This window comes from Pseudochrobactrum sp. XF203, from assembly GCF_020341615.1.
Taxonomy (GTDB): Bacteria; Pseudomonadota; Alphaproteobacteria; order Rhizobiales; family Rhizobiaceae; genus Pseudochrobactrum; species Pseudochrobactrum saccharolyticum.
This window is the reverse complement of the sequence record NZ_CP084392.1, coordinates 1,199,218-1,225,438: the sequence shown is the minus strand read 5'-3', so window position 1 is coordinate 1,225,438 and position 26,221 is coordinate 1,199,218. Positions and strand designations below refer to the sequence as shown.

The 26,221-nt window shown below is 50.5% G+C and carries 29 protein-coding genes and 4 tRNA genes; 19 read left to right on the top strand and 14 right to left on the bottom strand.

Features of this window, described 5'->3' with window-relative positions:
* Window positions 1-78: 78 nt before the first annotated feature.
* From nuoF to LDL70_RS05390, 9 genes are all read right to left on the bottom strand, one after another.
* Complete coding sequence (nuoF, locus tag LDL70_RS05430; protein WP_075655572.1) at window positions 79-1,386, bottom strand: NADH-quinone oxidoreductase subunit NuoF; 1,308 nt, start codon at window positions 1,384-1,386, stop codon at window positions 79-81.
* 3 nt (window positions 1,387-1,389) lie between these two features.
* The gene (nuoE, locus tag LDL70_RS05425; RefSeq protein WP_022711740.1) at window positions 1,390-2,019 is read right to left on the bottom strand and encodes an NADH-quinone oxidoreductase subunit NuoE; all 630 of its coding nucleotides are present in this window, start codon (window positions 2,017-2,019) and stop codon (window positions 1,390-1,392) included.
* On the bottom strand, window positions 2,019-3,209 hold the full coding sequence (locus LDL70_RS05420) for an NADH-quinone oxidoreductase subunit D (protein ID WP_022711741.1): 1,191 nt from the start codon (window positions 3,207-3,209) through the stop codon (window positions 2,019-2,021). Before LDL70_RS05420 ends, nuoE begins: the two co-directional genes overlap by 1 nt.
* Window positions 3,202-3,642, bottom strand: a complete 441-nt coding sequence (locus LDL70_RS05415; RefSeq protein WP_022711742.1) for a GFA family protein — start codon at window positions 3,640-3,642, stop codon at window positions 3,202-3,204. Before LDL70_RS05415 ends, LDL70_RS05420 begins: the two co-directional genes overlap by 8 nt.
* A 28-nt stretch (window positions 3,643-3,670) precedes the next feature.
* Window positions 3,671-4,279: an NADH-quinone oxidoreductase subunit C gene (locus LDL70_RS05410; RefSeq protein WP_028233835.1), complete on the bottom strand. Its 609-nt coding sequence runs from the start codon at window positions 4,277-4,279 to the stop codon at window positions 3,671-3,673.
* Window positions 4,280-4,291: 12 nt separating this feature from the next.
* Complete coding sequence (locus LDL70_RS05405) at window positions 4,292-4,861, bottom strand: NADH-quinone oxidoreductase subunit B family protein (RefSeq protein ID WP_033316155.1); 570 nt, start codon at window positions 4,859-4,861, stop codon at window positions 4,292-4,294.
* Window positions 4,862-4,896: 35 nt separating this feature from the next.
* Entirely contained in the window at window positions 4,897-5,262 is a 366-nt protein-coding gene (locus LDL70_RS05400) for an NADH-quinone oxidoreductase subunit A (RefSeq protein ID WP_022711745.1), read from the bottom strand.
* Between the two features lie 820 nt (window positions 5,263-6,082).
* Window positions 6,083-6,159: transfer RNA gene (locus LDL70_RS05395), tRNA-Asp, on the bottom strand.
* A 199-nt stretch (window positions 6,160-6,358) separates the two neighbouring features.
* Window positions 6,359-6,435, bottom strand: a tRNA-Asp gene (locus LDL70_RS05390).
* A 411-nt stretch (window positions 6,436-6,846) separates the two neighbouring features.
* On the opposite strand from LDL70_RS05390, the gene LDL70_RS05385 reads away from it, so the two are divergent.
* The 10 genes from LDL70_RS05385 to LDL70_RS05340 all read left to right on the top strand — a co-directional run bounded on the left by LDL70_RS05385 (window position 6,847) and on the right by LDL70_RS05340 (window position 15,018).
* Window positions 6,847-6,922: transfer RNA gene (locus LDL70_RS05385), tRNA-Val, on the top strand.
* A gap of 101 nt (window positions 6,923-7,023) precedes the next feature.
* Window positions 7,024-7,099 (top strand) — tRNA-Val (locus LDL70_RS05380).
* A 666-nt stretch (window positions 7,100-7,765) separates the two neighbouring features.
* Complete coding sequence (locus LDL70_RS05375; RefSeq protein ID WP_225687639.1) at window positions 7,766-8,026, top strand: hypothetical protein; 261 nt, start codon at window positions 7,766-7,768, stop codon at window positions 8,024-8,026.
* Window positions 8,027-8,533: 507 nt separating this feature from the next.
* Complete coding sequence (gene nrdH, locus LDL70_RS05370; protein ID WP_022710815.1) at window positions 8,534-8,755, top strand: glutaredoxin-like protein NrdH; 222 nt, start codon at window positions 8,534-8,536, stop codon at window positions 8,753-8,755.
* 270 nt (window positions 8,756-9,025) lie between these two features.
* Complete coding sequence (gene nrdI, locus LDL70_RS05365) at window positions 9,026-9,436, top strand: class Ib ribonucleoside-diphosphate reductase assembly flavoprotein NrdI (RefSeq protein WP_225687637.1); 411 nt, start codon at window positions 9,026-9,028, stop codon at window positions 9,434-9,436.
* 256 nt (window positions 9,437-9,692) lie between these two features.
* Window positions 9,693-11,798: a class 1b ribonucleoside-diphosphate reductase subunit alpha gene (gene nrdE / locus LDL70_RS05360; protein WP_116088138.1), complete on the top strand. Its 2,106-nt coding sequence runs from the start codon at window positions 9,693-9,695 to the stop codon at window positions 11,796-11,798.
* A gap of 69 nt (window positions 11,799-11,867) precedes the next feature.
* Complete coding sequence (gene nrdF / locus LDL70_RS05355) at window positions 11,868-12,842, top strand: class 1b ribonucleoside-diphosphate reductase subunit beta (protein ID WP_225687635.1); 975 nt, start codon at window positions 11,868-11,870, stop codon at window positions 12,840-12,842.
* Window positions 12,843-13,167: 325 nt separating this feature from the next.
* On the top strand, window positions 13,168-13,359 hold the full coding sequence (locus LDL70_RS05350; RefSeq protein WP_225687634.1) for a Flp family type IVb pilin: 192 nt from the start codon (window positions 13,168-13,170) through the stop codon (window positions 13,357-13,359).
* Between the two features lie 107 nt (window positions 13,360-13,466).
* Entirely contained in the window at window positions 13,467-13,640 is a 174-nt protein-coding gene (locus LDL70_RS05345) for a Flp family type IVb pilin (protein WP_225687632.1), read from the top strand.
* A 121-nt stretch (window positions 13,641-13,761) separates the two neighbouring features.
* Window positions 13,762-15,018 carry a cytochrome P450 gene (locus LDL70_RS05340; protein WP_225687631.1) on the top strand — a complete coding sequence of 419 codons (1,257 nt, stop codon included), beginning with the start codon at window positions 13,762-13,764 and terminating at the stop codon, window positions 15,016-15,018.
* Window positions 15,019-15,074: 56 nt separating this feature from the next.
* Here LDL70_RS05340 and LDL70_RS05335 read toward each other — a convergent pair whose 3' ends face one another.
* From LDL70_RS05335 to LDL70_RS05325, 3 genes are all read right to left on the bottom strand, one after another.
* Window positions 15,075-15,419 (bottom strand): cupin domain-containing protein, encoded by a 345-nt coding sequence (locus tag LDL70_RS05335; protein ID WP_225687629.1) that lies wholly within the window; start codon window positions 15,417-15,419, stop codon window positions 15,075-15,077.
* Window positions 15,419-16,705 carry an O-acetylhomoserine aminocarboxypropyltransferase gene (locus tag LDL70_RS05330; protein ID WP_151159312.1) on the bottom strand — a complete coding sequence of 429 codons (1,287 nt, stop codon included), beginning with the start codon at window positions 16,703-16,705 and terminating at the stop codon, window positions 15,419-15,421. Before LDL70_RS05330 ends, LDL70_RS05335 begins: the two co-directional genes overlap by 1 nt.
* Before the next feature lie 194 nt (window positions 16,706-16,899).
* Window positions 16,900-17,316, bottom strand: a complete 417-nt coding sequence (locus LDL70_RS05325) for a CoA-binding protein (protein ID WP_225687627.1) — start codon at window positions 17,314-17,316, stop codon at window positions 16,900-16,902.
* 367 nt (window positions 17,317-17,683) lie between these two features.
* Here LDL70_RS05325 and rplM point away from each other — a divergent pair, with 367 nt between their 5' ends.
* The 4 genes from rplM (at window position 17,684) to LDL70_RS05305 (ending at window position 19,609) form a co-directional block, all read left to right on the top strand.
* The gene (gene rplM / locus LDL70_RS05320) at window positions 17,684-18,148 is read left to right on the top strand and encodes a 50S ribosomal protein L13 (protein WP_022710805.1); all 465 of its coding nucleotides are present in this window, start codon (window positions 17,684-17,686) and stop codon (window positions 18,146-18,148) included.
* Complete coding sequence (gene rpsI, locus LDL70_RS05315; RefSeq protein ID WP_022710804.1) at window positions 18,148-18,627, top strand: 30S ribosomal protein S9; 480 nt, start codon at window positions 18,148-18,150, stop codon at window positions 18,625-18,627. Before rplM ends, rpsI begins: the two co-directional genes overlap by 1 nt.
* A gap of 167 nt (window positions 18,628-18,794) precedes the next feature.
* The gene (locus LDL70_RS05310) at window positions 18,795-19,154 is read left to right on the top strand and encodes an antibiotic biosynthesis monooxygenase (protein WP_225687626.1); all 360 of its coding nucleotides are present in this window, start codon (window positions 18,795-18,797) and stop codon (window positions 19,152-19,154) included.
* Window positions 19,151-19,609 (top strand): GNAT family N-acetyltransferase, encoded by a 459-nt coding sequence (locus tag LDL70_RS05305; RefSeq protein ID WP_151159315.1) that lies wholly within the window; start codon window positions 19,151-19,153, stop codon window positions 19,607-19,609. The genes LDL70_RS05310 and LDL70_RS05305 overlap by 4 nt, the downstream gene beginning before the upstream one ends.
* Window positions 19,610-19,620: 11 nt before the next feature.
* On the opposite strand, the gene LDL70_RS05300 is transcribed toward LDL70_RS05305, so the two are convergent.
* Window positions 19,621-20,427 carry a 5'-nucleotidase, lipoprotein e(P4) family gene (locus tag LDL70_RS05300; protein WP_225687624.1) on the bottom strand — a complete coding sequence of 269 codons (807 nt, stop codon included), beginning with the start codon at window positions 20,425-20,427 and terminating at the stop codon, window positions 19,621-19,623.
* 178 nt (window positions 20,428-20,605) lie between these two features.
* On the opposite strand from LDL70_RS05300, the gene speB reads away from it, so the two are divergent.
* From speB to LDL70_RS05285, 3 genes are all read left to right on the top strand, one after another.
* Complete coding sequence (speB, locus tag LDL70_RS05295) at window positions 20,606-21,556, top strand: agmatinase (RefSeq protein WP_225687622.1); 951 nt, start codon at window positions 20,606-20,608, stop codon at window positions 21,554-21,556.
* A 191-nt stretch (window positions 21,557-21,747) separates the two neighbouring features.
* Complete coding sequence (gene argC / locus LDL70_RS05290) at window positions 21,748-22,680, top strand: N-acetyl-gamma-glutamyl-phosphate reductase (protein WP_225687620.1); 933 nt, start codon at window positions 21,748-21,750, stop codon at window positions 22,678-22,680.
* An 18-nt stretch (window positions 22,681-22,698) separates the two neighbouring features.
* The gene (locus LDL70_RS05285) at window positions 22,699-23,550 is read left to right on the top strand and encodes an aminoglycoside phosphotransferase family protein (RefSeq protein WP_225687617.1); all 852 of its coding nucleotides are present in this window, start codon (window positions 22,699-22,701) and stop codon (window positions 23,548-23,550) included.
* 28 nt (window positions 23,551-23,578) lie between these two features.
* On the opposite strand, the gene LDL70_RS05280 is transcribed toward LDL70_RS05285, so the two are convergent.
* Window positions 23,579-24,592 (bottom strand): COX15/CtaA family protein, encoded by a 1,014-nt coding sequence (locus tag LDL70_RS05280; RefSeq protein WP_370637807.1) that lies wholly within the window; start codon window positions 24,590-24,592, stop codon window positions 23,579-23,581.
* A 264-nt stretch (window positions 24,593-24,856) separates the two neighbouring features.
* Here LDL70_RS05280 and LDL70_RS05275 point away from each other — a divergent pair, with 264 nt between their 5' ends.
* Together LDL70_RS05275 and LDL70_RS05270 are read left to right on the top strand one after the other, a co-directional pair.
* Window positions 24,857-25,069 (top strand): DUF2842 domain-containing protein, encoded by a 213-nt coding sequence (locus tag LDL70_RS05275; RefSeq protein ID WP_075655607.1) that lies wholly within the window; start codon window positions 24,857-24,859, stop codon window positions 25,067-25,069.
* 2 nt (window positions 25,070-25,071) lie between these two features.
* A complete protein-coding gene (locus tag LDL70_RS05270) occupies window positions 25,072-26,217 on the top strand; it encodes a GNAT family N-acetyltransferase (RefSeq protein WP_225687614.1) in 1,146 nt (381 codons plus the stop codon).
* Window positions 26,218-26,221: the final 4 nt, after the last annotated feature.

The following is a 26,221-nucleotide window of genomic DNA, read 5'->3' as shown; positions in this document are numbered from 1 at the left end:
TCAGCCGCATCATATTAATTCTGCGGCAATGCCGCTTCATGACTGAACGGGCAGACCGCAACCGGCCTGCCCTGAAGCTTATTCCGCAGCTTCGAGCCGGATATTACGGCTCTGAACAGCATTGCGGGTATAATCATCAATACGCTTTTCAATTTCCGGACGGAAATTGCGGATCAGACCCTGAATTGGCCATGCAGCCGCATCACCAAGCGCACAAATCGTATGACCTTCAATCTGCTTGGTCACGTCGAACAGCATGTCGATTTCGCGCTTCTGCGCGTTACCGGTGACCATGCGCTCCATCACGCGCCACATCCAGCCTGTACCTTCACGGCAAGGCGTGCACTGGCCGCAGCTTTCGTGCTTGAAGAAGGCCGACAGACGGGCAATCGCTTTGATGATGTCGGTTGACTTATCCATAACGATAAGACCGCCGGTACCGAAAGACGACTTAACATCGCGCATACCGTCGAAGTCCATGATGGCGTCCATCATGTTTTCTGCGGTAACCACAGGACAGGATGCACCACCCGGAATAACTGCAAGCAGATTGTCCCAGCCGCCGCGGATACCGCCGGCATGTTTTTCAATCAGTTCGCGGAACGGAATACCAAGTGCTTCTTCAACAGTGCATGGTGTGTTCACATGACCGGAAATCTGGAACAGCTTGGTACCGACATTGTTCGGACGGCCGATAGAAGAGAACCATGCACCGCCGCGACGTAAGATTGTCGGAGCAACTGCAATGGATTCCACGTTGTTCACAGTGGTCGGGCAGCCATAAAGACCCATATTCGCAGGGAACGGAGGTTTAAGGCGTGGCTGGCCTTTTTTGCCCTCAAGGCTTTCCAGCAGCGCAGTTTCTTCACCGCAGATATACGCGCCCGCACCATGGGAAACGAACACGTCCATATCCCAGCCGCACTTGTTGTTTTTGCCAAGCAGACCGGCTGCGTAGCATTCATCAATTGCTGCCTGCAGGGCTTCACGCTCACGCATGAATTCACCGCGGATATAGATGTAAGCTGTATGTGCGCCCATTGCGCAACCGGCAATCACGCAGCCTTCGATCAGCGTATGCGGATCATGGCGCATGATATCACGGTCTTTACAGGTGCCCGGTTCCGATTCGTCGGCATTGACGACGAGGTAATGCGGACGACCGTCGCTTTCCTTCGGCATGAAGGACCATTTCATGCCGGTCGGGAAGCCCGCGCCGCCACGACCGCGAAGGCCGGAAGCCTTCATCTCATTGATGATCCAGTCACGGCCTTTTTCGACAAAACCTTTGGTATTGTCCCAGTGGCCACGGGACATAGCGCCTTTAAGCGACTTGTCTTTCAGGCCATAAATATTTGTAAAGATGCGATCTTTATCAGCCAGCATCAATCAGCCCTCCGCTTTCGGATTGCCATCAGTCAAAGATGTCAAACCACCAATCGGCGCAGAGAAATCACGGTCGATCTGCGGACCCGGCTTGATGGTGTCGCCTTTACCTGCCTCAAAAGCATCAATGATTTCTTCAAGGCGTTCAGGTGTCAGGTCTTCATAAGCGTCTTTGAAGATCATGACCATCGGCGCATTGACGCAAGCACCCTGACATTCAACTTCTTCCCAAGACAGTGTGCCCGAAGCATTTGGTGTCAGCGGATCATGATGAATTTTGTGCTTGCACACTTTCATCAGCTCTTCAGCACCGCGCAATGCGCATGGTGTTGTGCCGCAAACCTGAATATGGGCGCGTGTACCAACCGGCTTGAGCTGGAACTGGGTATAGAATGTTGCCACTTCCAGAACGCGGATCAGCGGCATTTCCAGCATAGCTGCAACATGCTCAATCGACGCCTTGGTAACCCAGCCGTCCTGTTCCTGCGCACGCATCAGCAGCGGAATAACCGCAGACTGCTGGCGACCTTCAGGGAATTTCTTAATTGTCTTTTCAGCCCAGGCCTGATTTTCCGCATTAAACGAAAAACTGGCCGGCTGAACGGAATCATCTGCGAGACGACGGACGGACATCAGCGGTCTACCTCACCAAACACAATATCGAGCGAGCCAAGGATCGCGGAGACGTCGGCCAGCATATGACCGCGACACAGGAAATCCATGGCCTGAAGATGAGCAAAACCCGGTGCACGCAATTTGCAACGATACGGTTTATTAGTGCCGTCAGACACCAGATAAACACCGAATTCACCCTTCGGTGCTTCCACTGCGGCATATACCTCGCCTTCCGGCACATGGTAACCTTCAGTGTAAAGCTTGAAATGATGGATGAGAGCTTCCATCGAGCGTTTCATTTCGCCACGTTTCGGCGGAACAATCTTATTGTCCATGTTCGACACAGGGCCGACGCGCTCTTTACCGAGCAGCAGTTCACAGCACTGGCGCATGATGGAAGCGGACTGGCGCATTTCTTCCATACGGATCAGATAGCGGTCATAGCAGTCGCCGTTCTTACCGATCGGAATGTCGAATTCCATTTCATTATAGCATTCATAAGGCTGCGATTTACGCAGATCCCATGCTGCACCCGAACCGCGCACCATGACACCGGAGAAACCCCATGCCCATGCATCATCCAGCGACACAACGCCGATATCAACGTTACGCTGTTTGAAAATACGGTTGCCGGTAATCAGATTGTCCAGATTATTCAGCGTCTTGAAGAACGGATCAATCCAGTTAGCAATATCCTGAACCAGCTGCTCAGGCAGATCCTGATGAACACCGCCCGGACGGAAATAGGCTGCGTGCATACGGGCGCCGCAAGCGCGCTCATAGAACACCATCAGCTTTTCACGCTCTTCAAAGCCCCAGAGCGGCGGTGTCAGTGCACCAACGTCCATAGCCTGTGTGGTTACGTTCAGCAGGTGATTGAGAATACGGCCGATTTCCGAGTAAAGTACACGGATCAGCTGACCGCGCTTCGGCACATCAATACCGAGCAGGCGTTCAACCGCCAGCGCATAAGCGTGTTCCTGATTCATCGGCGCCACGTAATCGAGGCGGTCGAGATAAGGCACAGCCTGCAGATAGGTTTTGGCTTCCATCAGCTTTTCGGTACCGCGATGCAGCAGACCGATATGCGGATCAACACGCGCCACAACTTCACCATCGAGCTCAAGCACCAGACGCAGAACGCCGTGCGCCGCCGGATGCTGCGGGCCGAAGTTGATATTAAAATTTCTTACTTGTGTCTCAGCCATTCTCGGCATCCTGTGTAGAGGCAAAAGCTGCCAGAAACTCTGCTTCCGTCATTTTGCTCGTATCATTGGCAAAAGCGTAACTATCAGGCTTACAGTCGATATAAATCTCTGTTGTAAACCTGAATTGCGAAGGATCTTCAAACGCCTGAACGGAAACAACATTATGGGAACCATCCTGCATGCGCCACATCAGAGTGGAGCCGCAGACTTTGCAGAAACCGCGTTCACCCCATGCGGATGAACCGTAAAAGCCGAGATCATCACCTTTGGTGATTTCAAGACTGTCTCCGCAATCCACACAGAGAAACACACCGCCGGACCAACGGCGGCACATTGAACAGTGGCAGGCGCCCATTTCGTCATTTACAGGCTTCGCCGAAAACTGCACTGAACCACAGAGGCAGCGACCTTCCAACTTAGCACCATCAGACATTTTTAAATCCTTCAGCTAACGTGACAGATTAATTTGACTTCGCTTTCTCATCACCCGGAAGCACATAATCTGTTGCTTCCCACGGGGACAAGAAATCAAAATTACGGAATTCCTGACGCAGCTCAACCGGCTCGTAAACAACGCGTTTGACCTGATCATCATAACGGACTTCGACAAAACCGGTCAGCGGGAAATCCTTACGCAGCGGATGACCTTCAAAACCGTAATCTGTCAGCAGACGGCGCAGATCCGGATGACCGGAGAACAGAATGCCGTACATGTCGTAAGCTTCACGCTCATACCACAATGCACCCGGATAAACGCCGGTGATTGACGGCACAGGTGTATCTTCATCGGTGATGACGCGAATGCGGATACGCAGGTTATGACGCGGCGACATCAGCTGATAGACCACATCAAAACGATTGACGCGGCCCGGATAGTCCACACCGCTCAGATCGGTGAAATTCACGAACTGGCACTGCACATCATCGCGCAGGAATGTCAGCACAGAAATAATCTGGCTGCCCGGCACAGTGATGCTCAGCTCACCGTAACGCAGTGATGTTTCATCGATTTTGCCTTCGAGGCGTTCGGACAGATAGGCCGAGAGTTCATTGAGAGCTTCTTGAATCATCATATCCCCCAATCAACGCTCAATCGTACCGGTGCGGCGAATCTTCTTCTGCAGCATCAGAATGCCGTAGAGCAGCGCTTCAGCGGTCGGAGGGCAGCCCGGCACATAGATATCAACCGGAACAACACGGTCACAACCACGCACAACAGAATAGGAGTAATGGTAATAACCGCCGCCATTCGCGCAGGAGCCCATGGAGATCACATAGCGCGGCTCCGGCATCTGGTCGTAAACCTTGCGCAGCGCAGGAGCCATTTTATTGGTCAGCGTACCTGCAACAATCATCACGTCGGACTGACGCGGAGACGCACGCGGCGCAATACCGAAACGCTCAGCATCATAGCGCGGCATGGAAATATGCATCATTTCCACAGCACAGCAGGCCAGACCGAAAGTCATCCACATCAGCGAGCCGGTGCGCGCCCATGTAATCAATGCATCAGCAGAGGTAACAATGAAGCCCTTATCGGACAGTTCATTATTCAGCTCACCGAAAAACGCATCGTCCTGACCGATCAGCTTACCGGTATTCGGATCAATAATACCCTTAGGGCGGGGAGCTATCAGCGTCCCGCCACCCATATTGGCATTAGAAGACATAGTGTTTTGGCCAGAGGTCAATCCCATTCGAGGGCTCCCTTCTTCCATTCATAAATGAAGCCGATGGTGAGCACACCAAGGAAGACCATCATGGACCAGAAACCGAACATGCCAATTTCACCGAAGGACACAGCCCACGGGAACAGGAATGCAACTTCAAGGTCGAAGATGATGAAAAGAATGGATACCAGATAGAAACGCACGTCGAATTTCATGCGCGCATCGTCAAATGCGTTAAATCCGCACTCATAGGCGGACAGTTTTTCTGGATCCGGCTGTCTGTACGCGACCAGGAACGGCGCTACCAGCAACGCAATTCCGATCACCATTGCCACGCCAATAAAAATGACGATCGGCAGATAGGAACTTAAAAGCTCGTTCATTACCCTATTTCCGGCTTCAAGATGTAAAGTTGTGCACTACATAAGCCATTTGACGGCTACAGCCATGTGACACATTGCACCTTACAATCAATCTCGCCCAAACAGCTTCAAATGGCGTGCCGTGCGAATACAGTGCTTTGTGTGGGGACGGTTACCGCAGTCAACCCGTTTGCGCAAGCCTTTAAAGCACATGACTGCCCTGCGCTCACACGGATATGATTAATAAAAGCCATCCTGTTAACAACTCCGTGCCGCCCGCGTTTTGCGCAGACACCAGCAGTCATTACATCACTATATTACACAAATTTCCGTAAAAATCATTCAGCTCTGATTTGCAGGCTAAAAAGAATCTGTTTCACGCCGCAAGGCGAGTCGCCCCTCACCTCATGCGACACATCATGCAAAATGCACAATCAGCCTGCAGATGAATCAATGTATTTTAAAACCTGATATTTTTTTGATTTATTTTTATGGGAAATGCCAATGCACACACCACTTGGCGCCATTACAGGATTAATCCCCCTGACCGCCGCATCCTATCCGCAACCACCGGGATATTCGCTTACATCCTGCTGGACGGCAGCGGAACACCGACAATTATCGAAATCGTCGCTGTCAGCTCCCTGCTCATCAGCCTGATCGCATTCGCCACCATCCCACGGAAACCGACGAAACCACTTCAGCAGCCCTGTTGCCAAAATTGAAAAACAGGCAGCAATCCCCGCCCCTGCGGATATAGCATTATAATATAGAGATCATAGAAAAGGATAATTGGCGGGGTGCGCCACTTTCTCTGAACCATATTTTAAAGAAGAGAAAGTGGCGCGAGTGACGGGGCTCGAACCCGCGACCTCCGGCGTGACAGGCCGGCACTCTAACCAACTGAGCTACACCCGCGCAGTACTTCATGTGCTGAAGTGATTTGGTATGTACCCTGATTCATTTTTAAAATCAAAGGGTTTTCTTACAAATTTTACAAATAAATGAAGAAAATTTGCATTTAAAAACAAATGCTTAAATCGGGACATCAAAGGGAAATATAAAGCAGGCGGGGTGCGCCACTTTCTCATAAACTGTATTTTGTAAGAAGAGAAAGTGGCGCGAGTGACGGGGCTCGAACCCGCGACCTCCGGCGTGACAGGCCGGCACTCTAACCAACTGAGCTACACCCGCGCAGTATTTTCAGAGATTATCTGAAAGCCTTAAGCTATTCGCTTCAGGCACCGTGACGTTTCCGTTCGGTATGGGCGCTGTCTAATGTGTTCACTATGAACTGTCAAGCGAGCTTTTGAAAGTTTTTCACCGAAAAGAGGATAAAAATGCGCAAAGCCCGAACAGAGCACTTTATATATATAGGCAGTCCACAAATGACCGATTTTATGCACAGCACGCGATAAAAAGAGGCACCCACTCACTCCCTATAAGCATCTGAATTCAAAGAATCATCCGAAACGCATGACGGGATGGCATCAGGAATGTGAAGAAACAAAAATTAATTCAAATTTCTGTTTTATTTTTGATTTTTGCTCTTGCGCTTAGTCAAAGAATTCCTTAAACGAGCCTCACAGCCGCTTCAAAGCGAGCGGGCGATTAGCTCAGTTGGTAGAGCGCTTCGTTTACACCGAAGATGTCGGGAGTTCGAGTCTCTCATCGCCCACCATTCATTTCTGAGAAATCAGATCAGTGAATGACAATTATAAGTATGCCGTGCTCATATTTATAATTGAAGACTTAAGTCAGCACATACCGCTTTTAGCGAGCGGGCGATTAGCTCAGTTGGTAGAGCGCTTCGTTTACACCGAAGATGTCGGGAGTTCGAGTCTCTCATCGCCCACCATTTCTCCCCTCTACTGCAAATCGACATTTTGTACCTTACGCTGATTTTCGGCGGAAATTGTTTCATGCAGAATCGCAGTCTCGTGGCTGACTAGAGCGGTTTAAGTCCAGATTGAATCACAGTGCTCGTTCTAGATTCTTTATTTGATCGCATTATCACGGGTATCAAGTTGATCCAACTTGACTGTGAAATGCTCTATCCTCACATCTTCCTTTCTGCACTTCTTCTCCGCCTCATTTAAGAATCGCCTGCCCGCTCCGGCCGCTTTTGTAAAGAAAAGAATCTGCCCGGAAACAGCAAAGATTCCGCCCCAAAACCGCTCATATCTTATATGCTGCGGTTAAGAATCAAGCTGAGCGGTGGCAGCGCGCCTGCCGACCCTGCTGATGCCCTTTTGGCACATCTCCACATATTAATTCAGCCCTGTGTATAGCGGGTAAAATTATCAGAGAGACACCATAGGTATTGACGAAAAATTCATAACATATACCATATATAGTGTCTTGAGCGGTTCTTCGATTCTGCAAACCGCAGCTTCGTAACCACGCTCAAAACGGCTTTATCAGGCACAATGAAACCGGCGATACGCAATGCGATCCGGGATAGTTGCGTCGAAATTTTTGCCGGTTCTCAGGAGGCAACTCCTTTCCGGCGGAGAATCGGGACTTGTTGTTATCAACAGGCTCCGGGAATGTTGAAGACGGAAGAAATGTGATCCGTTGCGCCGGTGTTGTTTTCAGTATCGCAGGCACACAGATCACAGTTCAGCAAGGCAACAGGAATCAGGTTATGCGCAAGGTCAGAGCTGCTTTTCAGGAATCGGAAAACAAACAGATGTCTGCATCTGTCGTTCAGAAACCTGTTTCAGCAGATTTGTCAGCGGTCAGAGCGAATCTTCGCCCGATGGCTTTATACGACCATCTCTGATGACGCATCCGGCTCCTCTGTGAGCTGTTCCTTCCAGCCTCTCCCGCCGTCCGTTCCGTTCTTATCAGTTTAAGCAAGTTCAGCATGCGTTTTGCGGAATAGCCGCAGTTTGTGCAGCAGATTTAAAGGTGCGCTTTGCACCTGAAAGGCCTCCGCCCTCTCGTTCCAAAAGCGGCGGAACCACAATGCTCGGATTTATCACCGCCGGTGCGTCTCTGGATGAACCATACCGGTGAGGAATACAGGGAAGCGTAAACAAGAAGTTCTTTGAGGGCACAACGCTCCGGAGAACGAAGAATCCCGCACCGCAAGGTGCAAAAAGAGAAGAGCACCGTCAGGTGCAGATACAAGAAGGCACCGCAAGGTGCAGACCAATGAGGCCCTGCCAAGGGAAACTGTAGCCCCCGCTACAATGTCCGCTGACTATTCTCTCCGGAATAATCAACAGGCATATAACGCATATCAGTCTCTGAAAAATATCAGGGCGATCAAGAAACGAGGAATCCGATGTCCATTACTGTTTACAGCAAGCCAGCCTGCGTTCAGTGCACCGCCACCTATCGCGCTCTGGAACGTCAGGGAATCGATTTCAACATCATTGATATTTCTGCAGATGCAGAAGGCTACGACACAGTTAAACGTCTCGGTTATATGCAGGTTCCGGTTGTTGTTGCCGGTGACACACATTGGGCAGGCTTCCGCCCTGACATGATCAGCGCGCTGGCTTAATTATAATGGCCTGAGCGTTCCGGTTTGACTGTCATATCCGGACAATCCGCCTGACTGTTCAATCTGGCCGTAATTCTCTGCCCGTCTTTCACTTTGCAAGACGGGCAGAAGCCGGAACCAGAAACGGCCTTTCAGGCAAATCACAAAAGCTATGCCCTCTTCCTGTATAATGCACAGCATTGGCTGCAAAGCCGGACTGGTGCCACTATATATAGAGGGTCTTTGTTTGACTTCAGTGTCTCACTGGAGATTTAACATGAGGAAGTGGCTATGAGCATGCTCGTCTATTTTTCAAGCGGCACGCAAAATACGCATCGCTTTGTCACAAAAACCGGACTGCCTGCTCTGCGTATTCCGTGCAGCATGAAGGCCGATCTTTTACAGGTGACACAACCTTTTGTGCTGGTTGTCGCAACCTATGCCGGCGGGGACGGACGCGGTGCTGTTCCCAAGCCTGTAATCCGTTTTCTGAATGACAGTTCCAACCGTTCCTTCATTCGCGGTGTGATTGCAGGCGGCAACCGTAACTTCGGTTCAACCTATTGTCTTGCCGGCAATGTCATATCCGAGAAATGTCAGGTGCCGTTTCTGTATCGCTATGAACTGGCCGGAACGGATGATGATGTTATCAATGTGCGGAATGGTCTGCGAAAATTCTGGCAGGCAGACCTCGCTGCCTGACTTCTGAGCCCATACAGGGTTCAACAACGAAATTAAATTGCTGTCCGCTTTCTCAAACGAAATCCGGATCAGTATTGTGAACAGATGTGAAAGCGAAGCCGGTCTTTGTTTTGCACATACCGACAAATAAATTGGCCGACACATATTGGCCGAAAAATGAATTGGAAAAACTGTGGCGACTCTTGAGCTTGAACGGACAGAAAAGAACAACACCAACAGTTCAAACAACGGGAGTTCTAAAAAGGACACTCCGGCAATGGACTATCATGCGCTGAATGCCATGCTGAACCTGTTCGGTCCGAATGGTGAGATCCAGTTTGATATGGATCGCAAGGCCGTTCGCCAGTATTTTCTCCAGCATGTGAACCAGAACACGGTTTTCTTCCATAATCTGGAAGAGAAGCTCGATTATCTGGTGACTCAGAATTATTACGAAAAAGAAGTTCTGGATCTGTATTCTTTTGAATTCGTTCAGAATCTCTTCAATCTCGCTTATAAAAAGAAGTTCCGCTTCCCGACCTTCCTCGGCGCGTTCAAATATTACACCAGCTATACGCTGAAGACTTTTGACGGGCTGCGCTATCTGGAACGTTATGAAGACCGCGTTTGCATGGTTGCATTGGCGCTTGCCGACGGTGACGAGGCTCTGGCGATCTCCATTATGGAAGAAGTGCTGTCCGGCCGTTTCCAGCCAGCGACACCGACCTTCCTCAATGCCGGTAAAAAACAGCGCGGCGAGCTGGTTTCCTGCTTCCTGCTGCGCATGGAAGACAATATGGAATCGATCGGCCGTTCGATCAATTCCGCGCTGCAGCTTTCCAAGCGCGGCGGTGGTGTGGCCTTCTCGCTCACCAATATCCGTGAGCATGGCGCGCCGATCAAAATGATCGAGAATCAGTCTTCCGGTATTATTCCGATCATGAAACTGCTCGAAGATGCATTCTCCTATGCGAACCAGCTCGGTGCGCGTCAGGGTGCCGGTGCGGTTTATCTGAATGCCCACCATCCGGACATTATGCGCTTCCTCGACACCAAGCGCGAAAATGCAGATGAAAAAATCCGCATTAAAACCCTGTCGCTCGGTGTTGTGATTCCGGATATCACCTTTGAACTGGCGAAGAACGACGAGGATATGTATCTGTTCTCGCCATATGATGTGGAACGCGTTTACGGTGTACCTTTCACGGAAATTTCCGTGAGCGACAAATATCGCGAAATGGTTGATGACGGCCGTATCCGCAAGCAGAAGATCAAGGCACGCGCCTTCTTCCAGACACTGGCGGAAATTCAGTTTGAATCCGGCTATCCGTATATCATGTTCGAAGACACCGTGAATGCAGCCAATCCGATTGCCGGCCGCATCACCATGAGCAATCTCTGCTCGGAAATTCTTCAGGTCAGCGAAGCCAGCACCTATAAAGATGATCTGAATTACGAACATATCGGCAAGGATATTTCCTGTAACCTCGGCTCGCTCAATATTGCGATGACCATGGACTCACCGGATTTCGGCAAGACTGTTGAAACATCGATCCGTGCGCTGACCGCGGTGTCGGATATGAGCAAGATCAATTCCGTGCCATCGATTGCCCGCGGCAATGATGAATCACACGCGATTGGTCTGGGTCAGATGAATCTGCACGGCTATCTGGCGCGTGAACGCATTTTCTACGGTTCTGAAGAAGGTGTGGATTTCACCAATATCTATTTCTACACCGTGACCTATCACGCGATTAAAGCGTCCAACCGCATTGCGATGGATCGCAAGTCGAGCTTTGTCGGCTTTGAAGATTCAAAATATGCCGACGGCACATTCTTCGACAAATATACTGACAAGGTCTGGGAACCGGAAACTGCCCGCGTTCGTGAACTGTTTGAAACAGCAGGTGTTACGATCCCGACACAGGCGGACTGGGAAGAACTGCGCAAATCAGTTATGGCGCATGGTATGTATAACCGTAACCTTCAGGCTGTTCCGCCGACAGGTTCGATTTCCTACATCAACAATTCGACCTCTTCAATTCATCCAATTGCGTCCAAAATTGAAATCCGCAAGGAAGGCAAGATCGGCCGCGTTTATTACCCTGCCCCGTTCATGAGCAATGACAATCTCGATTATTATCAGGATGCCTATGAGATCGGCGCGGAAAAAATCATCGACACTTATGCAGCGGCAACGCAGCATGTGGATCAGGGCCTGTCGCTCACGCTGTTCTTCCGCGATACCGCAACAACACGCGATATCAACAAGGCGCAGATCTATGCATGGCGCAAGGGAATCAAGACAATCTACTATATCCGCCTGCGCCAGATGGCTCTGGAAGGCACACAGGTAGAAGGCTGCGTTTCCTGCACCCTGTAAACCCTATCCTTTTATATAAAACCGTCTGCCGCAGTGCAGACGGTTCATCCGAACAGATCAGAGCACGTTATGAACGCCCAACCTAAACTCGTCTGCGCCACCAAGGCTGTTAACTGGAACCGTATTGAGGATGATAAAGATCTCGAAGTATGGAACCGTCTGACCGGTAATTTCTGGCTGCCGGAAAAAGTTCCGTTGTCCAATGATATTCCGTCCTGGGGCACGCTGACACCGGCAGAGAAAACACTGACCATCCGTGTTTTCACCGGCCTGACCCTGCTGGACACTATCCAGAACACTATCGGCTCAATCAGCCTGATGCCGGATGCTGTGACCCCGCATGAAGAAGCTGTATTGTCGAATATCAGCTTCATGGAAGCGGTTCATGCCCGCTCCTATTCCTCGATCTTCTCCACTCTGTGCTCGACACCGGATGTGGATGATGCCTATCGCTGGAGTGAGGAAAACCCGCATCTGCAGCGCAAAGCGGCTCTGATCATCAATGAATATAAATCTGATGATCCGATGAAGCGCAAAATTGCCAGCGTATATCTGGAAAGCTTCCTGTTCTATTCCGGCTTCTATCTGCCAATGTACTGGTCGAGCCGCGCCAAGCTGACCAATACTGCCGATCTTATCCGCCTGATTATCCGTGACGAGGCCGTGCACGGTTACTATATCGGCTACAAATATCAAGTGGCTCTGGAAAAAGAGAGCGAAGCCCGCAAGGAAGAGCTGAAAGATTTCGCCTTCGCGATGCTGCTCGATCTCTATGAAGTTGAAACCAAATATACAGAAGCGCTTTATGACGGCACCGGTCTGACCGAAGATGTCAAAAAATTCCTGCACTATAATGCGAATAAAGCGCTGATGAATCTCGGCTATGAGCCACTGTTCCCGAGCACTGTGACCAATGTTAATCCGGCGATCCTGTCATCGCTTTCACCGAATGCTGATGAGAATCACGACTTCTTCTCCGGTTCCGGCTCCAGCTATGTGATCGGTAAAGCCGTTGCTACAGAAGATGATGACTGGGATTTTTAATTCTTCCGTCAGGAAATAAACGGTTTTTCATTGATATTCCGTCTGCTTTCCGATGATCCGAATATTTATGCCCCTGAGACCAAGCAACGTCTCAGGGGCATTTCTTTTTGAAAACATCATTTAAGGTATTGAAAACACAATCACATTTTAATTTATGAATATAAAAAACAATTCACGACAGGCACAATAAAAATAATTCATTAAGCAAGTTCAATGCTTAAACTTCATTTACTATGTAATTTAAGTCTTGAAAAACACTCTTCGGGCTATAAGTCGTAACAGGTCAGCAAGACCATAACGAAAAGAACTATCTGGAGTTAAGGCAATGAAAGCAATTTTTAAGCGCTTCCGCAAAAATGAAGACGGTGCAACTGCAATCGAATACGGCCTGATTGCCGCTCTGATCGCTGTTGTAATTATCGGTGCTGTAACCTTCCTCGGCACTCGTATCCAGGCAACATTCAATACCGTTGGTAGTGCTCTTCAAACTGCAACTACCCCTCCTGCTAGCAACTAACAATAAGTGGCTAGCTTATTAAGTTTAAAGTTTCGAAACCGTCCGGCAACAGCCGGGCGGATTTCTCTAGTGGCCTATTCGATTAACCATCGTATCAGGTGAAAACTATGCAAAAACAAAAATTCTGGAAATCACAAAATGGCGCATCTGCAGTTGAATATAGTCTTATTGCCTGTTTTGTAGCCTTGGCGATTGTTGGCTCACTTTATTTTTTGGGTTCTGAACTATATACATTATTTGATACTGCTGCAAAAATTTTACCTGCAACACCACAACCTTAACGAATAGCGTATTTAATCAAATCCGCCCCCATGCCGCGCTTTGTCACGCTGCATTTTCTCGCCATCTGCCTTTATAGTCGCATAGCAAATTCTCTTTTAATGCCAATGCGATGAAAGCCTGATGAGTCATTTCCCGAGCGCCCCTGTAAAACCCGATTATCTCCATTTTGATCCTGCTACCCGTCATGTGCGTATTGATCCGCATCAACCGGAATTTGTACAGAATCCCTATGCGGCTTACGCATGGTTGCATCACAATGCGCGGGTATTTTTCTGGGAAGATTACGGTTTCTGGTGCTTTGCCGGCTATGACGATATCAACAAGCTGTTCCGCGACCGCCGTTTTGGGCGTGAAGAGCCGGGCGGTTATCGTGCCAATGCAATCAATCGCGAACATCTCAAAGATTTCGACGGTGTTGAGCGTCACTCCATGCTCGAGATTGAGCCGCCGGTACATACCCGCCTGCGCACTCTTGTTAATCGCGCTTTTGTCTCCCGTCAGGTCGAGCGCCTGCGCCCGCGTATTGAAAAGCTCGCCAATGAGCTGATTGACGGCTTTGAGCATCAGGGTCATGTCGACCTGATGCCGGCTTTCGCCACCCCTATTCCGGTTGTTGTGATTGCCGAAATGCTGGGTGTACCAACAGATAATGCCCCGCAACTGCTCGACTGGTCGCATCGTATGGTCAATATGTATATGCACAATGCGACACGTGAAGTGGAAGACAGTGCCAATCAGGCGGCCAAAGAATTCTCCGACTATCTGCGTGACTATGCTGCGCAGCGCCGCAAAAATCCGGGTGATGACCTGTTGAGCCTATTGCTGGCCGCTGAGGAAAATGGTGCCAAGCTCTCGGAAGACGAGCTGATTACCACTTGTATCCTGCTGCTCAATGCCGGCCATGAAGCAACGGTCAATCAGACAGGCAATGCAGTGAAAACCATTCTGCAAAGCGGTCTGGATCATCGCGTTCTGTTTGCAACGCCGGAATCAACTGCAGCTGTTGTTGAAGAAAGCCTGCGCTTTGATGCGCCGCTGCATATGTTCACCCGCTATACCTATAATGAGACTGAAATTACTGAAGGCGTAACGCTCAAAGCCGGTGAACAGCTTGGCCTGTTGCTTGGTTCCGGCAACCGCGATTATCAGGCATTTGACCAGCCGGACCGTTTCTGGCCGGAGCGTCCGGATCAGAAGAACGTCTCCTTCGGAGCGGGTATTCATTTCTGTATCGGCGCACCGCTGGCACGTCTGGAAATGCAGGTTTCTCTGGCAACATTGTTCAAACGCCTGCCGAATATCCGCTTTGCCGAGCCACCGCTTTATGGCGACACCTATCATTTCCACGGCATGCAAAGCTTGAAACTGGAATGGTAAAAACAAAAACGCCGCGTCCCATAGGACGCGGCATTTCTATTTCAGACAATATAAGTTTAAAGCTTTATCACATAGGTTTTACGAGTCGTTTCAATCACTTCCCATGTACCTTTAAAGCCCGGCCTGATGATGAAACTATCGCCTGCCCGCAAAGTGACCGGCTCTTTGCCCTCTTCTGTCACCACAGACACACCGCTGATCAGCTGGAAGAACTCCCACTCATCATAAGCGACATGCCATTTACCAACCGTCGACTCCCAGATACCCGCGTAAAGCCCGTCTGAGGTCTCCTCCGCATTCCATGTTCTGAACTGCGGATCGCCGGAAATGACGCGCCCTTCAGCGGGCACACCAAGTTCCGGTTCAGACTCTGTGTTTACAGGCAGCAACAGCGACTTCATCAGGCGATCTTTGCCAAAGCCTGTTCAAGATCAGCGATAATATCGTCAGCATCTTCAATACCGATCGACAAACGCACCACTTCAGGACCTGCACCGGCAGCAACTTTCTGCTCATCCGTCAGCTGGCGATGCGTCGTGGATGCCGGATGAATAACCAGCGAGCGCGTATCACCGATATTGGCCAGCAGTGAGAACAGTTCCAGCGAGTTCGCAAAAGTCTTACCGGCTTCATAACCGCCCTTCAGACCGAAGGTGAAAACCGCGCCGCCACCCTTAGGCGAATATTTCTGCTGCAAAGCATGATATTTGTCGGTCGGCAGGCCGGCATAACGCACCCATGAAACTTTCTCGTGCTTTTCCAGCCATTTCGCTACTTTCAGCGCATTGTCGCAATGGCGCTGCATACGCAGCGGCAGAGTTTCAATACCGGCCAGAATCTGGAACGAGTTGAAAGGAGAAATCGCCGGACCAAAGTCACGCAAACCGAGTGTGCGTGCTGCAATGGCAAAAGCAATATTGCCGAAAGTTTTGTGTAGTTCCGCACCGGCATATTCAGGACGCGGCTCGCTCAGCATCGGATAATTGCCGGATTTCGACCAGTCGAATGTACCGCCATCGACCAGAATACCGCCCATGGAATTGCCGTGACCGCCAATGAATTTAGTCAGCGAGTGCACAACAATATCTGCGCCATGTTCGATCGGACGGATCAGATATGGCGATGCCATTGTATTATCAACGATCAGCGGCAGACCGTGCTTATGCGCGATTTCCGCAATCGCTGCGATATCAACAACGATACCGCCCGGATTGGCCAGACTTTCAACAAAGATCGCACGGGTTTTGTCATCGATCTGTTTCTCGAAGCTGGAAACATCGTCCACATCACCCCAGCGCACTTCCCATCCGAAAGACTTGAAAGCATTACCGAACTGATTGATCGAACCGCCATAAAGCTTGTTTGCAGCGATGAAATTATCGCCGGTGCGCAGCAGATTATGGAAAACCAGCAGCTGGGCAGCATGACCGGATGCAGTCGCAACGGCAGCTGTACCGCCTTCAAGCGCTGCAACGCGCTCTTCCAGTACGGCTGTGGTCGGGTTGGTCAGACGGGTATAGATATTGCCGAATGCCTGCAGGCCGAACAAAGCGGCAGCATGATCCACATCATCAAAAACATAAGATGCAGTCTGATAAATCGGCGTGGTGCGGGCACCGGTTGTCGGATCCGGTTTTGCGCCTGCATGAATAGCAAGTGTATCAAAACCCGGGCTGCGCTTAGACATTCTCTACTCCCCAAAATAAACAATTTGGGTCAGGTTAGAATTTTACTCCCGCACAAGCAAAGAAAAAGATTCCGCTTATCACTATAATACACGCAAACTATTATCTTTTTCCGCAGGCACATCTATAAATTACCCGCAGATTTACATTGCGGCAAAACAGAAATTTTGAACCGCAATGTCACATAAAGCTAAAATCAGGCGCCGATCAGACGCTGATGCTGCTGTTTGGTGCACATATTTGTCACCACCTTTATTCCGGCAGCGCGGGCTTTGGCTTCAGCCTCTTCATGGGTGATTTCAAGCTGCAACCACAAAACATCCGGCTGTGTTTTCAGTGCCAGGATTTCATCGACAATTGCAGGCACGGCATTGGATGCGCGAAAGACATCGACAATATCAATCTTCTCCGGAATATCGGAGAGCGAGGCATAAACTGTCTGCCCCAATATCTGCTTACCCGCCTGCCCCGGATTGACCGGAATAACTTTATAACCATGCTCCAGCAGATATTTCATCACACCAAAGCTTGGACGATCCTCATTCGGAGAAGCGCCGACCAGCGCGATCACATGCTTGGTTTGCAGGATAGATCTGACTTCCGTTTCATTCATGGCATTCTCCGTTTTCATGCTGCTATGCATCACATTGTGCAGAAGATATAATCTAGGCATAAAATGCGGGCAATTGAAGTGATGCGGCAGTCCGGACGAAAATATAGAGTAAAAATCACCGGATTTTTATAGGGTAATATAATACCGCAATTTTAACACATTGATTTTAAAAGATAATTACAAGTATATGCAAATTCAACACACTTGACGCCCACTCACAGGCACTGTATTGGACAGCCAGAAAGCGTACATCTGTCAAAGATGAGCGGTTTTCATTTGTTACGCGCAGATTTCTGCCGCAACACAAGCAACAAAAAAAGCCTTGCTCCAGTCTCTGTTGCAAGGATTATTTCCAAGGATAACTTCAATGGCAACTTTTTCCCAGAAGCCAGCAGAAGTGGTGAAGAAGTGGATCCTGATCGACGCTGAAGGCGTTGTTCTCGGTCGTCTCGCTTCTCAGGTCGCCAACATTCTGCGCGGTAAGAACAAACCAACCTTTACCCCACACGTTGACGACGGTGACAATGTCATCATCATCAATGCGGACAAGGTTGTTCTGACCGGCAAGAAGTACACCGACAAGGTTTACTACTGGCACACTGGCCACCCAGGCGGCATTAAAGAACGTACAGCTCGTCAGATCCTCGAAGGCCGTTTCCCGGAACGCGTTGTTGAGAAGGCGATTGAACGTATGGTTCCGCGCGGTCCGCTCGGCCGTCGTCAGATGAAAAACCTGCGCGTTTATGCAGGCGCTGACCACCAGCACGAAGCACAGCAGCCAGAAGTCCTCGACATCGGCGCTTTGAACAGCAAAAATAAGAGGAACGCATAATGGCTGAGCAGCTCAACTCGCTCGAAGAACTTGGCACAGTTGCAGCAGCTGCTGCTCCTGAAGCTCCTGTTCACGTTAAAAAAGTCGACGCTCTCGGACGTTCTTATGCGACCGGTAAGCGTAAAGATGCGATTGCACGCGTTTGGGTAAAGCCAGGCACAGGCAAAATCATCGTGAACGGCAAAGAGTTCAACGCATATTTTGCTCGTCCGGTTCTGCAGATGGTTCTGCAGCAGCCAATCGTTGCAACAAACCGCACTGGTCAGTTTGACATTATTGCGACTGTTGCCGGCGGTGGTCTGTCCGGTCAGGCTGGTGCGGTTCGTCACGGCATTTCAAAAGCCCTGACCTACTACGAACCAGCTCTGCGCGCAGTGCTGAAAAAAGGCGGCTTCCTGACACGCGACAGCCGTGTTGTAGAACGTAAGAAATACGGTAAGGCGAAAGCCCGTCGTAGCTTCCAGTTCTCCAAGCGCTAATCGCGCTTTGGGGCTTAGTTCTCCAAGCGCTAATATCTTTAGCACTTCCAATATTAAGAAAGCGGATCTTCGGATCCGCTTTTTTATTTCATGCGACAGCATAGCCGCTGTCTCCTGCGTCTTGTGTCTCTTATGTTCGACATCATCAAGCCGCAGGATTCTGTTTCATGCACAATCACTCTCCTTTCGCCACACTTCCCGCTGCACCTTATTACATCGTTGCTTTTTCATCGCAGCGCACGACAGATGATGACACGGGCTATGGCGAAATGGCCGGTCAGATGGTTGAACTAGCGGAAAAGCAGGACGGGTTTCTCGGCATTGAAAGCGTGCGGGATGCAAGTGGCTTCGGCATTACCAACTCCTACTGGCGCGATGAAGAAAGCATTCGCAACTGGAAGCGCAATGTCGACCATCTGGCAGCGCAGAAACAGGGACGCGCAGCATGGTATGAAACCTATGCTTTACGGATTGCCCGCGTTGAACGCGCCTATGGCTTCAATACGCACGGGACACAAGCCCGATGACAGCCAATCGTTTTACGTTCCGGCGTCTGGACTTGCAGGATATGGCGCAGGCTTCCCGCATCCACCGGGCGGCCTTCGACAATAGCCTGCCATGGCTGAAAGGCTTGCATACACCGCAAGAAGATCAATGGTTTTATGAAAACTGCGTTTTTGAACAATGCGAGGTCTGGGCAGCATTTTCCCCTGATATGGCTGGTATTATTGCCTTTAAAACAGGCTGGATTGAGCAACTCTATATTCTGCCGGATTTTCAGGGGCACGGTATTGGCAGTGCTTTACTCAGACAGGCACAAACAACATTTCCGCATCTGCAATTATGGACATTTCAGCGAAATATTCAGGCACAGCAATTCTATGAGAAACACGGTTTTATCGCGATTGGTAAAACCGACGGCAGCGGCAATGAAGAAAAAGAACCGGATATGCTCTATGAATGGCGCAGAGCCGGTTCCTGAACTTATCCAAATCAGCCCTTCCAGACTTTTAAATTCTCACGGTTGATTTCCAGCTGTCTCGCCGGTGTTTGCTTGTAATATTCTGTTGCCATGCCACTGATCCAGTCACCGTAATTCGGGTTTGGCAGCATGATGAATTTTGAGCCGAACTTGTTCTGTTGTGCAGCAACCAGCAACCGGCGCTCACTATTATTCTTGCCGTAATATTCAGTGCCAAAATCATTGAGATTATCACCGGCGTAAACCACAACATCATAGCCTTTGGATTTTACCCAATCGAAACGCGGCTGCTTGTTTGACTGTGTTGTGCGCAGAAGAACCGTTTCACGCGATACACCGGGAAAACCGAGTTTTTGCAGGTTTTCGACCGTAGCAGCATAAGATGTGTCATCACGATTGGAGATATAAAACATCCGCCCGCCATGGGAATTGACATAACGGGCGAAAGACACCGCTCCGGCAATGGTCGTTGCCTGTCGCGCCGCCATCCAGCGCGCCCATGTCGGCTTGGTATAAGGCACACCATTCTCCACCCGCCATGCGGCATAGGCAGAATTGTCGATCATTGTCTCGTCCAGATCAACAATCACAGCCTTCTTACGCCCGTCTTCCACCTTTGCCGTATCAAACGCTCTGCGGGCAATATTGAAAGCCTGATAAGCCAGTGCCTCATATTCACCTGACTGCTGAACCCAGTTCAAACCCAGCACAGACTGCTGCTCAAGTTGAGCCTGCGCCGCTTTCTGATCCGTGACACAGCCTGCTGCTAAAACCGCCAGTGCTGAAACCACAAAAACATTGATTACCCTGCTTTGCATAATGTCCCCTCGGATGAATAGAAAAGCACTATCTGCATGCAGAACGCGGCACATCACAATCGCAACTCTGCGCCCGATAATTCTCAGCAATTTAAATATCGGACGCCCGCTTTATCAGCCCGCCAAAAGACGCTACAGCTTGTATCGTCAGTTTTGTTTCAGCTTACGGTGTTACTTCATGGCGCATAAATCCATCGACAATGCTTTTACGGCTCAGACGATCAAGGGAGCCGCAACCGACCCTACTCATGCCGGTGCCCTCTCCTTTATGCGGCGTCTCTATAGTAAAGATGTGAGCAATGCCGATGCGGTGGTCTGGGGCATTCCGTTTGATGCAGCCGTTTCCAACAGGCCGGGCGCCCGTTTTGGCCCGCAGGCTATTCGCCGTGCCGCAGCGATCTTTGATAATGATCCGCAATATCCGTTTCAGCGCGATCTGTTTGAAAATCTGGCGGTAATTGATTACGGCGACTGCCTGCTCGACTACGGCAATCACCAGCTCACACCGGCCACCATTGAGCAGGAAGCCGCTAAACTGATCGCCAATGATGCTTTTCTGGTGTCGCTTGGCGGCGATCATTTTGTGACATGGCCGATCCTCAAAGCCCATGCCGAGAAATATGGCCCGCTGGCCTTAGTGCAGTTTGATGCCCATCAGGACACATGGTTTGATGACGGCAAGCGTATCGATCACGGCTCCTTTGTTGCCCGTGCGGTACGCGACGGCATTATTGACCCAACCGCATCTATCCAGATCGGTATCCGCACCCATGCGCCGGAAGATTGCGGCATTCAGATTCTCTATGGTCACGATGTTGAAGATATGAGCGCCAAAGACATTGTGCAGGCGATTGAAATCCGTACACAGGGGCGCAAAACCTATGTCACTTTCGACATTGATTGCCTTGATCCGGCCTATGCACCCGGTACAGGCACACCGGTTGCAGGCGGCCCGTCCTCGGCAAAAATGCTCTCGGTGCTGCGTCAGCTCGGCAAAATTGATATTGTTGGCGCTGATATTGTAGAGGTTGCACCGGCCTATGACCATGCCGATATAACAGCCATTGCAGGCGCGACAATTGCCATGCATTATCTGGGTCTGCTTGCGGAAAAGAAAGCCGCACGTTAAAGCGGTTCCGGTGAATATTGAATCACTGGCACTGCTCCAACTGTTTGATTTTACGCATTGTCCTCAGGCAAAACCGGTTCCCGCTTTTGCCGGAAATGCTTTAGTCTCACAAAATGAATCAACTGTTTGACAGAATGATTCAGCAATAACTCCTAACACTCTGAATTCTCTACCATTAAGGCAAAATTCAAATGAAACCGAAAATCTTTATTGACGGCGAACATGGCACAACGGGTCTGCAGATCCGCACCCGCCTTGCCGGTCGCACTGATCTGGAAGTCCTGTCTATTCCGGAAGAAGAACGACGCAATAAAGATTTGCGCGCTGACCTGCTGCGCTCGGCTGATATTGCTATTCTCTGCCTGCCGGATGATGCCTCGCGTGAAGCGGTGATCCTGCTTGAAGGCCATTCCACCCGTATTATCGACACGTCAACCGCGCACCGTACCCATTCCAACTGGGTCTATGGTTTTGCCGAACTGGAAGCCTTGCAGGCGCAGCGTATCCGCGAAGCCCGTCTGGTTGCCAATCCGGGTTGCTATCCGACCGGTGCAATCTCGCTTATCCGCCCGCTACGCGATGCAGGGCTGATGAACAGCGATTACCCTGTCACCGTCAATGCGGTATCCGGCTATACCGGCGGCGGCAAGCAGATGATTGCCCAGATGGAAGATGTGAACCATCCGGAACATATGAAGGAAAACAACTTCCTCTATGGCCTGACACTCAAGCACAAGCATCTGCCGGAAATGCAGATGTATGGCAAACTCGACCATGCGCCGATTTTTGCACCAAGTGTCGGCCGTTTTGCGCAGGGTATGATTGTGCAGGTTCCGGTCCATCTCGATCTGCTCAAAGGCAAACCGACATTGGAAGACGTGCATAATGAGCTGAAGGCGCATTATTCCGGTCAGAAAATCGTGCGCGTTGTCACGCTTGAAGAAAGCAGCGCCATGGCGCGTGTCGATGCCGAAATGCTGGCAGATACAGATGGTATGAATCTTTATGTCTTCGGTTCTGAAGGCGGCAAGCAGATCAATCTGGTCGCCGTGCTGGATAATCTCGGCAAAGGTGCATCGGGGGCAGCCGTGCAGAATATGAACCTGATGCTGGGTCTGCGTTAACCGGAGCATTCATCGCCTATGGAACAGCAAACAGTGATAAAGCCGGTATTTCCGGCACATTGGCAGATTGCCTCTGCAACACTGCTCGCTGACACCAATTCCAGTCATATCTGGAAAGCAATAATCACCGGAGAGGAACAGTCTCCGGTGATTGTTAAAGTGCTCAAGCCTGCAGGTCATGAGGAGCTGCGCGGTGCCTATTATCTGCGCGAGCGTGACGGACATGGTGCGATCAGGCTGCTCGGCCTCACGCATGATCCGGTGATGATGTTGCTGGAATATGCCGGTGACTATGACCTCAAAGCCCATCTTGAAGCCGGGCATGATGCAGATGCCATCCGTATTGCCGGCGAAGTGATCCGCGCTTTACACAGTCCCTCCGGTCGGGTTCTGCCGTCTGAATTACAGCCGCTGCTCAAGCATTTCAAAAGCCTGTTTGATCTGGCGGGAAAGAAAGCGGATATTTACACGGAAGCAGCCGATCTCGCGGCATCCCTGCTCAGACAACCTCATGAAATCATCGCCCTGCATGGCGATCTTCATCATGAGAATATCATTCGCAGTGCACGGGGCTGGCTGGCAATTGATCCGCACGGATTGTGCGGTGATGCTGCCTTTGATTGCGCCAATCTGTTCTACAATCCGCTCGACCGTGATGATTTGTGCCTTAATATGCAGCGCGCTGCAGAAATGGCGCAATATTTTGCAGAGATTATCAACAAGCCTGCGGCCTATATTCTTGATTATGCCTTTTGCTATGGCTGTCTCTCAGCCGCGTGGCATCATGAAGACGGTAATGCTGCAGATGAAGAGCGTGAGTTGAAAATCGCCACCGCGCTGCGCAGATTAAGGCTACAGCTTTACCCATAAAAAAGCCCCGCATTTGCGGGGCTTTTTGTTACGCTGTACGCATCTCATATGCACCTTTACAGGCGCGCCAATGGGCAACAGCAAAGCTCAGCACCACCAATGCAAATCCCTGATGGGCAAGGCCCCACTCAATCGGCACCATTGTCAGCAAGGCAATAATTCCGATCGCCGCCTGCATCAGGATCAGGCCGAGCAGCACAACAGAGCGTCGCGCGTGAGTTGTACCGGCAGCATGGCGATGCGCCTGTACAGCATGCAGCACAGCCAGCACCAGCACCGTATAGGCAAACATCCGGTGAATGAATTGCACGGTCTTCGGATTTTCAAACAGGTTGCGCCAGTAAGGCTGGTTGATGAACAGATCTGAAGGGATAATCGCGCCATCCATCAGCGGCCATGTATTATAGGTCAGACCGGCATGCAGCCCCGCAACCAGCCCGCCAAGATAAATCTGCACCAGAATTGCCAGAACGAGCCAGCCTGCAAAGCGTTGCAAGCCACGCGGCGCTGGTTTTTCCGTATATTCAGCAAGCCCGCGCGCAACATAAAACACGGCGGTAATAATTACGCAGGCCATAGTGAGATGCACAGCTAAGCGATACTGGCTCACCGATGTCAGCACGCTCAAACCCGATGCCACCATCCACCAGCCGATAGCGCCCTGCAAGCCGCCCAGCGCCAGAATGCCGAGCATCCGCGCTTTCAAACCGTCCTGCAAGCGTCCTGTTACCCAAAAGAAAATCAACGGAACAGCCACCAGAAAACCGACGAAACGCGCCAGCATACGATGCGCCCATTCCCACCAGAAAATGAACTGGAACTCTTCCAGTGCCATACCCTTGTTGATCTGCTGATATTGCGGGATCTGGCGGTATTTATCGAATTCTTCCAGCCATTCCGCATGGTTCAGCGGCGGGATAACGCCATGGATAGGCTTCCATTCGGTAATAGACAGACCGGAGCCGGTCATACGGGTTGCACCGCCCACCATGACAATTGCGATCAGTACAACGAATACCGCATAAAGCCACCACCGCACCATTTTACGGTTCTTGTCGTGGTTGGCACTGACCGGCTGTTGTGTTGCCGGTAATGCGGCATAGTCTGTTATCATCAATCCTGCTCCGACTGAGTTTTACCCCCGCAGATACATGCCGCATGCGCACCGCGAATACAAGACAACAACACGCGACACGCAGACGCTGTTTTTATTACCCCTTTCATAAATCCAGTGACGAAGCGGAGACGAAAATCATTTCAGATTCAGTGCTGTCTGGTGTATGAGAGTGGTGACGGAGAGAGAAATATGCCTGTAAGACTAAAAAAACTGATCGGAACCGTGCTGCTTGTTCTGCTGATTGCAGTTTATGCGCTGCTTGCAACCATGATTGCGGTTGCCCATCTTGGCCAGTCCTCGGTCTGGGTACAGCTTGCTTATTTCTTCTTCACCGGCTTTTTGTGGATACTTCCGGCCATGTATCTGTTGTGGTGGATGGTTCAGCCGCCTAAAGCCCGCTGATTATGATCCGCACAGTCTGTTATTCCGACATTCATGAGGCTCTGCCACTCTGGAGCAATGACAAGACGGTCCATGGTATAGCCCAGTCCGCACTCTGGACACGGCTCTGGCAGCAAAATGTGAATCCTGACTGTCTTGTGCTGGCGCTGTTTATTGATGACAGCCCTGCTTTGTTATTGCCGCTTGAGGTTATCAAACAAAACCACAAGCATGTTGCGCGCTTTGCCGGCGGTTCCCATGCCAATTGCAATTTTCCGGTTCTGTTTCCGGCTTTTGCGCAACACATCAGCAAAGACCATATCACTGCACTGATTGCCTGCCTGAAAGAAGCGCGGCCGGATATTACACTGCTATCCCTCACCCGTCAGATGCAGAGCTGGCTCGGATATAATAATCCGCTGCTCAGCCTCCCCCATCAGCGCAATCCGAATCCGGCGCTGATTGCCACTCTGCCAGACAGTTTTGACACTGTGCTTGAGCGCAGCAATGCCTCGCGCAAACGCAAAAAGCACCGCCAGCATGCCCGCCGTTATGATGAAACAGGTGCATGGCGGATTTATACCGCAGATGGTGATGCGGAAAACAGCACTGCATTCAATGATTTTTATGCGATGAAAAGCCAGCGCTTTGCCAAACAGGGCATTGCCAACAGCTTTACCGGCGATGATCTGAACCGTTTTTTCCAGAAACTCTTCGCTGCACCGGAAAATGACACGCGCAGACAATATCGCCTGCATGTTCTTGAAGTTGCCGGAAAACCGCGTGCGGTCATTGGCTGCGCCTATTGGCAAAGCCCAGACGGCCAGACACCACTGCAACGCGGTCTGACTGTGGAATTCGGTGCTTTCGCCGATGATGATCTGGTCACCGCCAGCCCCGGAGATTTTCTGTTTTACGAAGCGATTGCCGCTGCCATTGATGACAAGCTGGATTATTTCAGCTTCGGTATCGGCGAGGAGAAATACAAACGCGACTGGTGCGATATTGAGCAGCCGCTTTATGACAGCCATATCGCGCTGACATTCAAAGGCCGGTTGAGCGCAACATTCAATCAGCTGCGCTCAGGTCTTGTCTATCGGATTAAAACCAACAAACATCTCTGGCCGCTGGTGAAAAAATTACGCAGCAAGCTGCGTAGAAGCGCTTAATCCG

Excerpts from the sequence above, each read along its gene's own strand:
- nrdF (WP_225687635.1), top strand. The coding sequence starts at position 11,868 with ATGAACGCCCAACCTAAACTCGTCTGCGCCACCAAGGCTGTTAACTGG.
- nrdH (WP_022710815.1), top strand. The coding sequence starts at position 8,534 with ATGTCCATTACTGTTTACAGCAAGCCAGCCTGCGTTCAGTGCACCGCC.
- LDL70_RS05285 (WP_225687617.1), top strand. The coding sequence starts at position 22,699 with ATGGAACAGCAAACAGTGATAAAGCCGGTATTTCCGGCACATTGGCAG.
- LDL70_RS05310 (WP_225687626.1), top strand. The coding sequence starts at position 18,795 with ATGCACAATCACTCTCCTTTCGCCACACTTCCCGCTGCACCTTATTAC.
- LDL70_RS05340 (WP_225687631.1), top strand. The coding sequence starts at position 13,762 with ATGAGTCATTTCCCGAGCGCCCCTGTAAAACCCGATTATCTCCATTTT.
- LDL70_RS05275 (WP_075655607.1), top strand. The coding sequence starts at position 24,857 with ATGCCTGTAAGACTAAAAAAACTGATCGGAACCGTGCTGCTTGTTCTG.
- LDL70_RS05270 (WP_225687614.1), top strand. The coding sequence starts at position 25,072 with ATGATCCGCACAGTCTGTTATTCCGACATTCATGAGGCTCTGCCACTC.
- LDL70_RS05405 (WP_033316155.1), bottom strand. The coding sequence starts at position 4,861 with ATGGGTGGCGGGACGCTGATAGCTCCCCGCCCTAAGGGTATTATTGAT.
- LDL70_RS05415 (WP_022711742.1), bottom strand. The coding sequence starts at position 3,642 with ATGTCTGATGGTGCTAAGTTGGAAGGTCGCTGCCTCTGTGGTTCAGTG.
- LDL70_RS05325 (WP_225687627.1), bottom strand. The coding sequence starts at position 17,316 with ATGAATGAAACGGAAGTCAGATCTATCCTGCAAACCAAGCATGTGATC.
- LDL70_RS05280 (WP_370637807.1), bottom strand. The coding sequence starts at position 24,592 with ATGGTGCGGTGGTGGCTTTATGCGGTATTCGTTGTACTGATCGCAATT.
- LDL70_RS05400 (WP_022711745.1), bottom strand. The coding sequence starts at position 5,262 with ATGAACGAGCTTTTAAGTTCCTATCTGCCGATCGTCATTTTTATTGGC.
- LDL70_RS05410 (WP_028233835.1), bottom strand. The coding sequence starts at position 4,279 with ATGATTCAAGAAGCTCTCAATGAACTCTCGGCCTATCTGTCCGAACGC.
- LDL70_RS05350 (WP_225687634.1), top strand. The coding sequence starts at position 13,168 with ATGAAAGCAATTTTTAAGCGCTTCCGCAAAAATGAAGACGGTGCAACT.
- LDL70_RS05420 (WP_022711741.1), bottom strand. The coding sequence starts at position 3,209 with ATGGCTGAGACACAAGTAAGAAATTTTAATATCAACTTCGGCCCGCAG.
- speB (WP_225687622.1), top strand. The coding sequence starts at position 20,606 with ATGGCGCATAAATCCATCGACAATGCTTTTACGGCTCAGACGATCAAG.
- nrdI (WP_225687637.1), top strand. The coding sequence starts at position 9,026 with ATGAGCATGCTCGTCTATTTTTCAAGCGGCACGCAAAATACGCATCGC.
- rplM (WP_022710805.1), top strand. The coding sequence starts at position 17,684 with ATGGCAACTTTTTCCCAGAAGCCAGCAGAAGTGGTGAAGAAGTGGATC.
- LDL70_RS05335 (WP_225687629.1), bottom strand. The coding sequence starts at position 15,419 with ATGAAGTCGCTGTTGCTGCCTGTAAACACAGAGTCTGAACCGGAACTT.
- nrdE (WP_116088138.1), top strand. The coding sequence starts at position 9,693 with ATGGACTATCATGCGCTGAATGCCATGCTGAACCTGTTCGGTCCGAAT.
- LDL70_RS05300 (WP_225687624.1), bottom strand. The coding sequence starts at position 20,427 with ATGCAAAGCAGGGTAATCAATGTTTTTGTGGTTTCAGCACTGGCGGTT.
- LDL70_RS05345 (WP_225687632.1), top strand. The coding sequence starts at position 13,467 with ATGCAAAAACAAAAATTCTGGAAATCACAAAATGGCGCATCTGCAGTT.
- nuoE (WP_022711740.1), bottom strand. The coding sequence starts at position 2,019 with ATGTCCGTCCGTCGTCTCGCAGATGATTCCGTTCAGCCGGCCAGTTTT.
- LDL70_RS05330 (WP_151159312.1), bottom strand. The coding sequence starts at position 16,705 with ATGTCTAAGCGCAGCCCGGGTTTTGATACACTTGCTATTCATGCAGGC.
- LDL70_RS05305 (WP_151159315.1), top strand. The coding sequence starts at position 19,151 with ATGACAGCCAATCGTTTTACGTTCCGGCGTCTGGACTTGCAGGATATG.
- nuoF (WP_075655572.1), bottom strand. The coding sequence starts at position 1,386 with ATGCTGGCTGATAAAGATCGCATCTTTACAAATATTTATGGCCTGAAA.
- argC (WP_225687620.1), top strand. The coding sequence starts at position 21,748 with ATGAAACCGAAAATCTTTATTGACGGCGAACATGGCACAACGGGTCTG.
- rpsI (WP_022710804.1), top strand. The coding sequence starts at position 18,148 with ATGGCTGAGCAGCTCAACTCGCTCGAAGAACTTGGCACAGTTGCAGCA.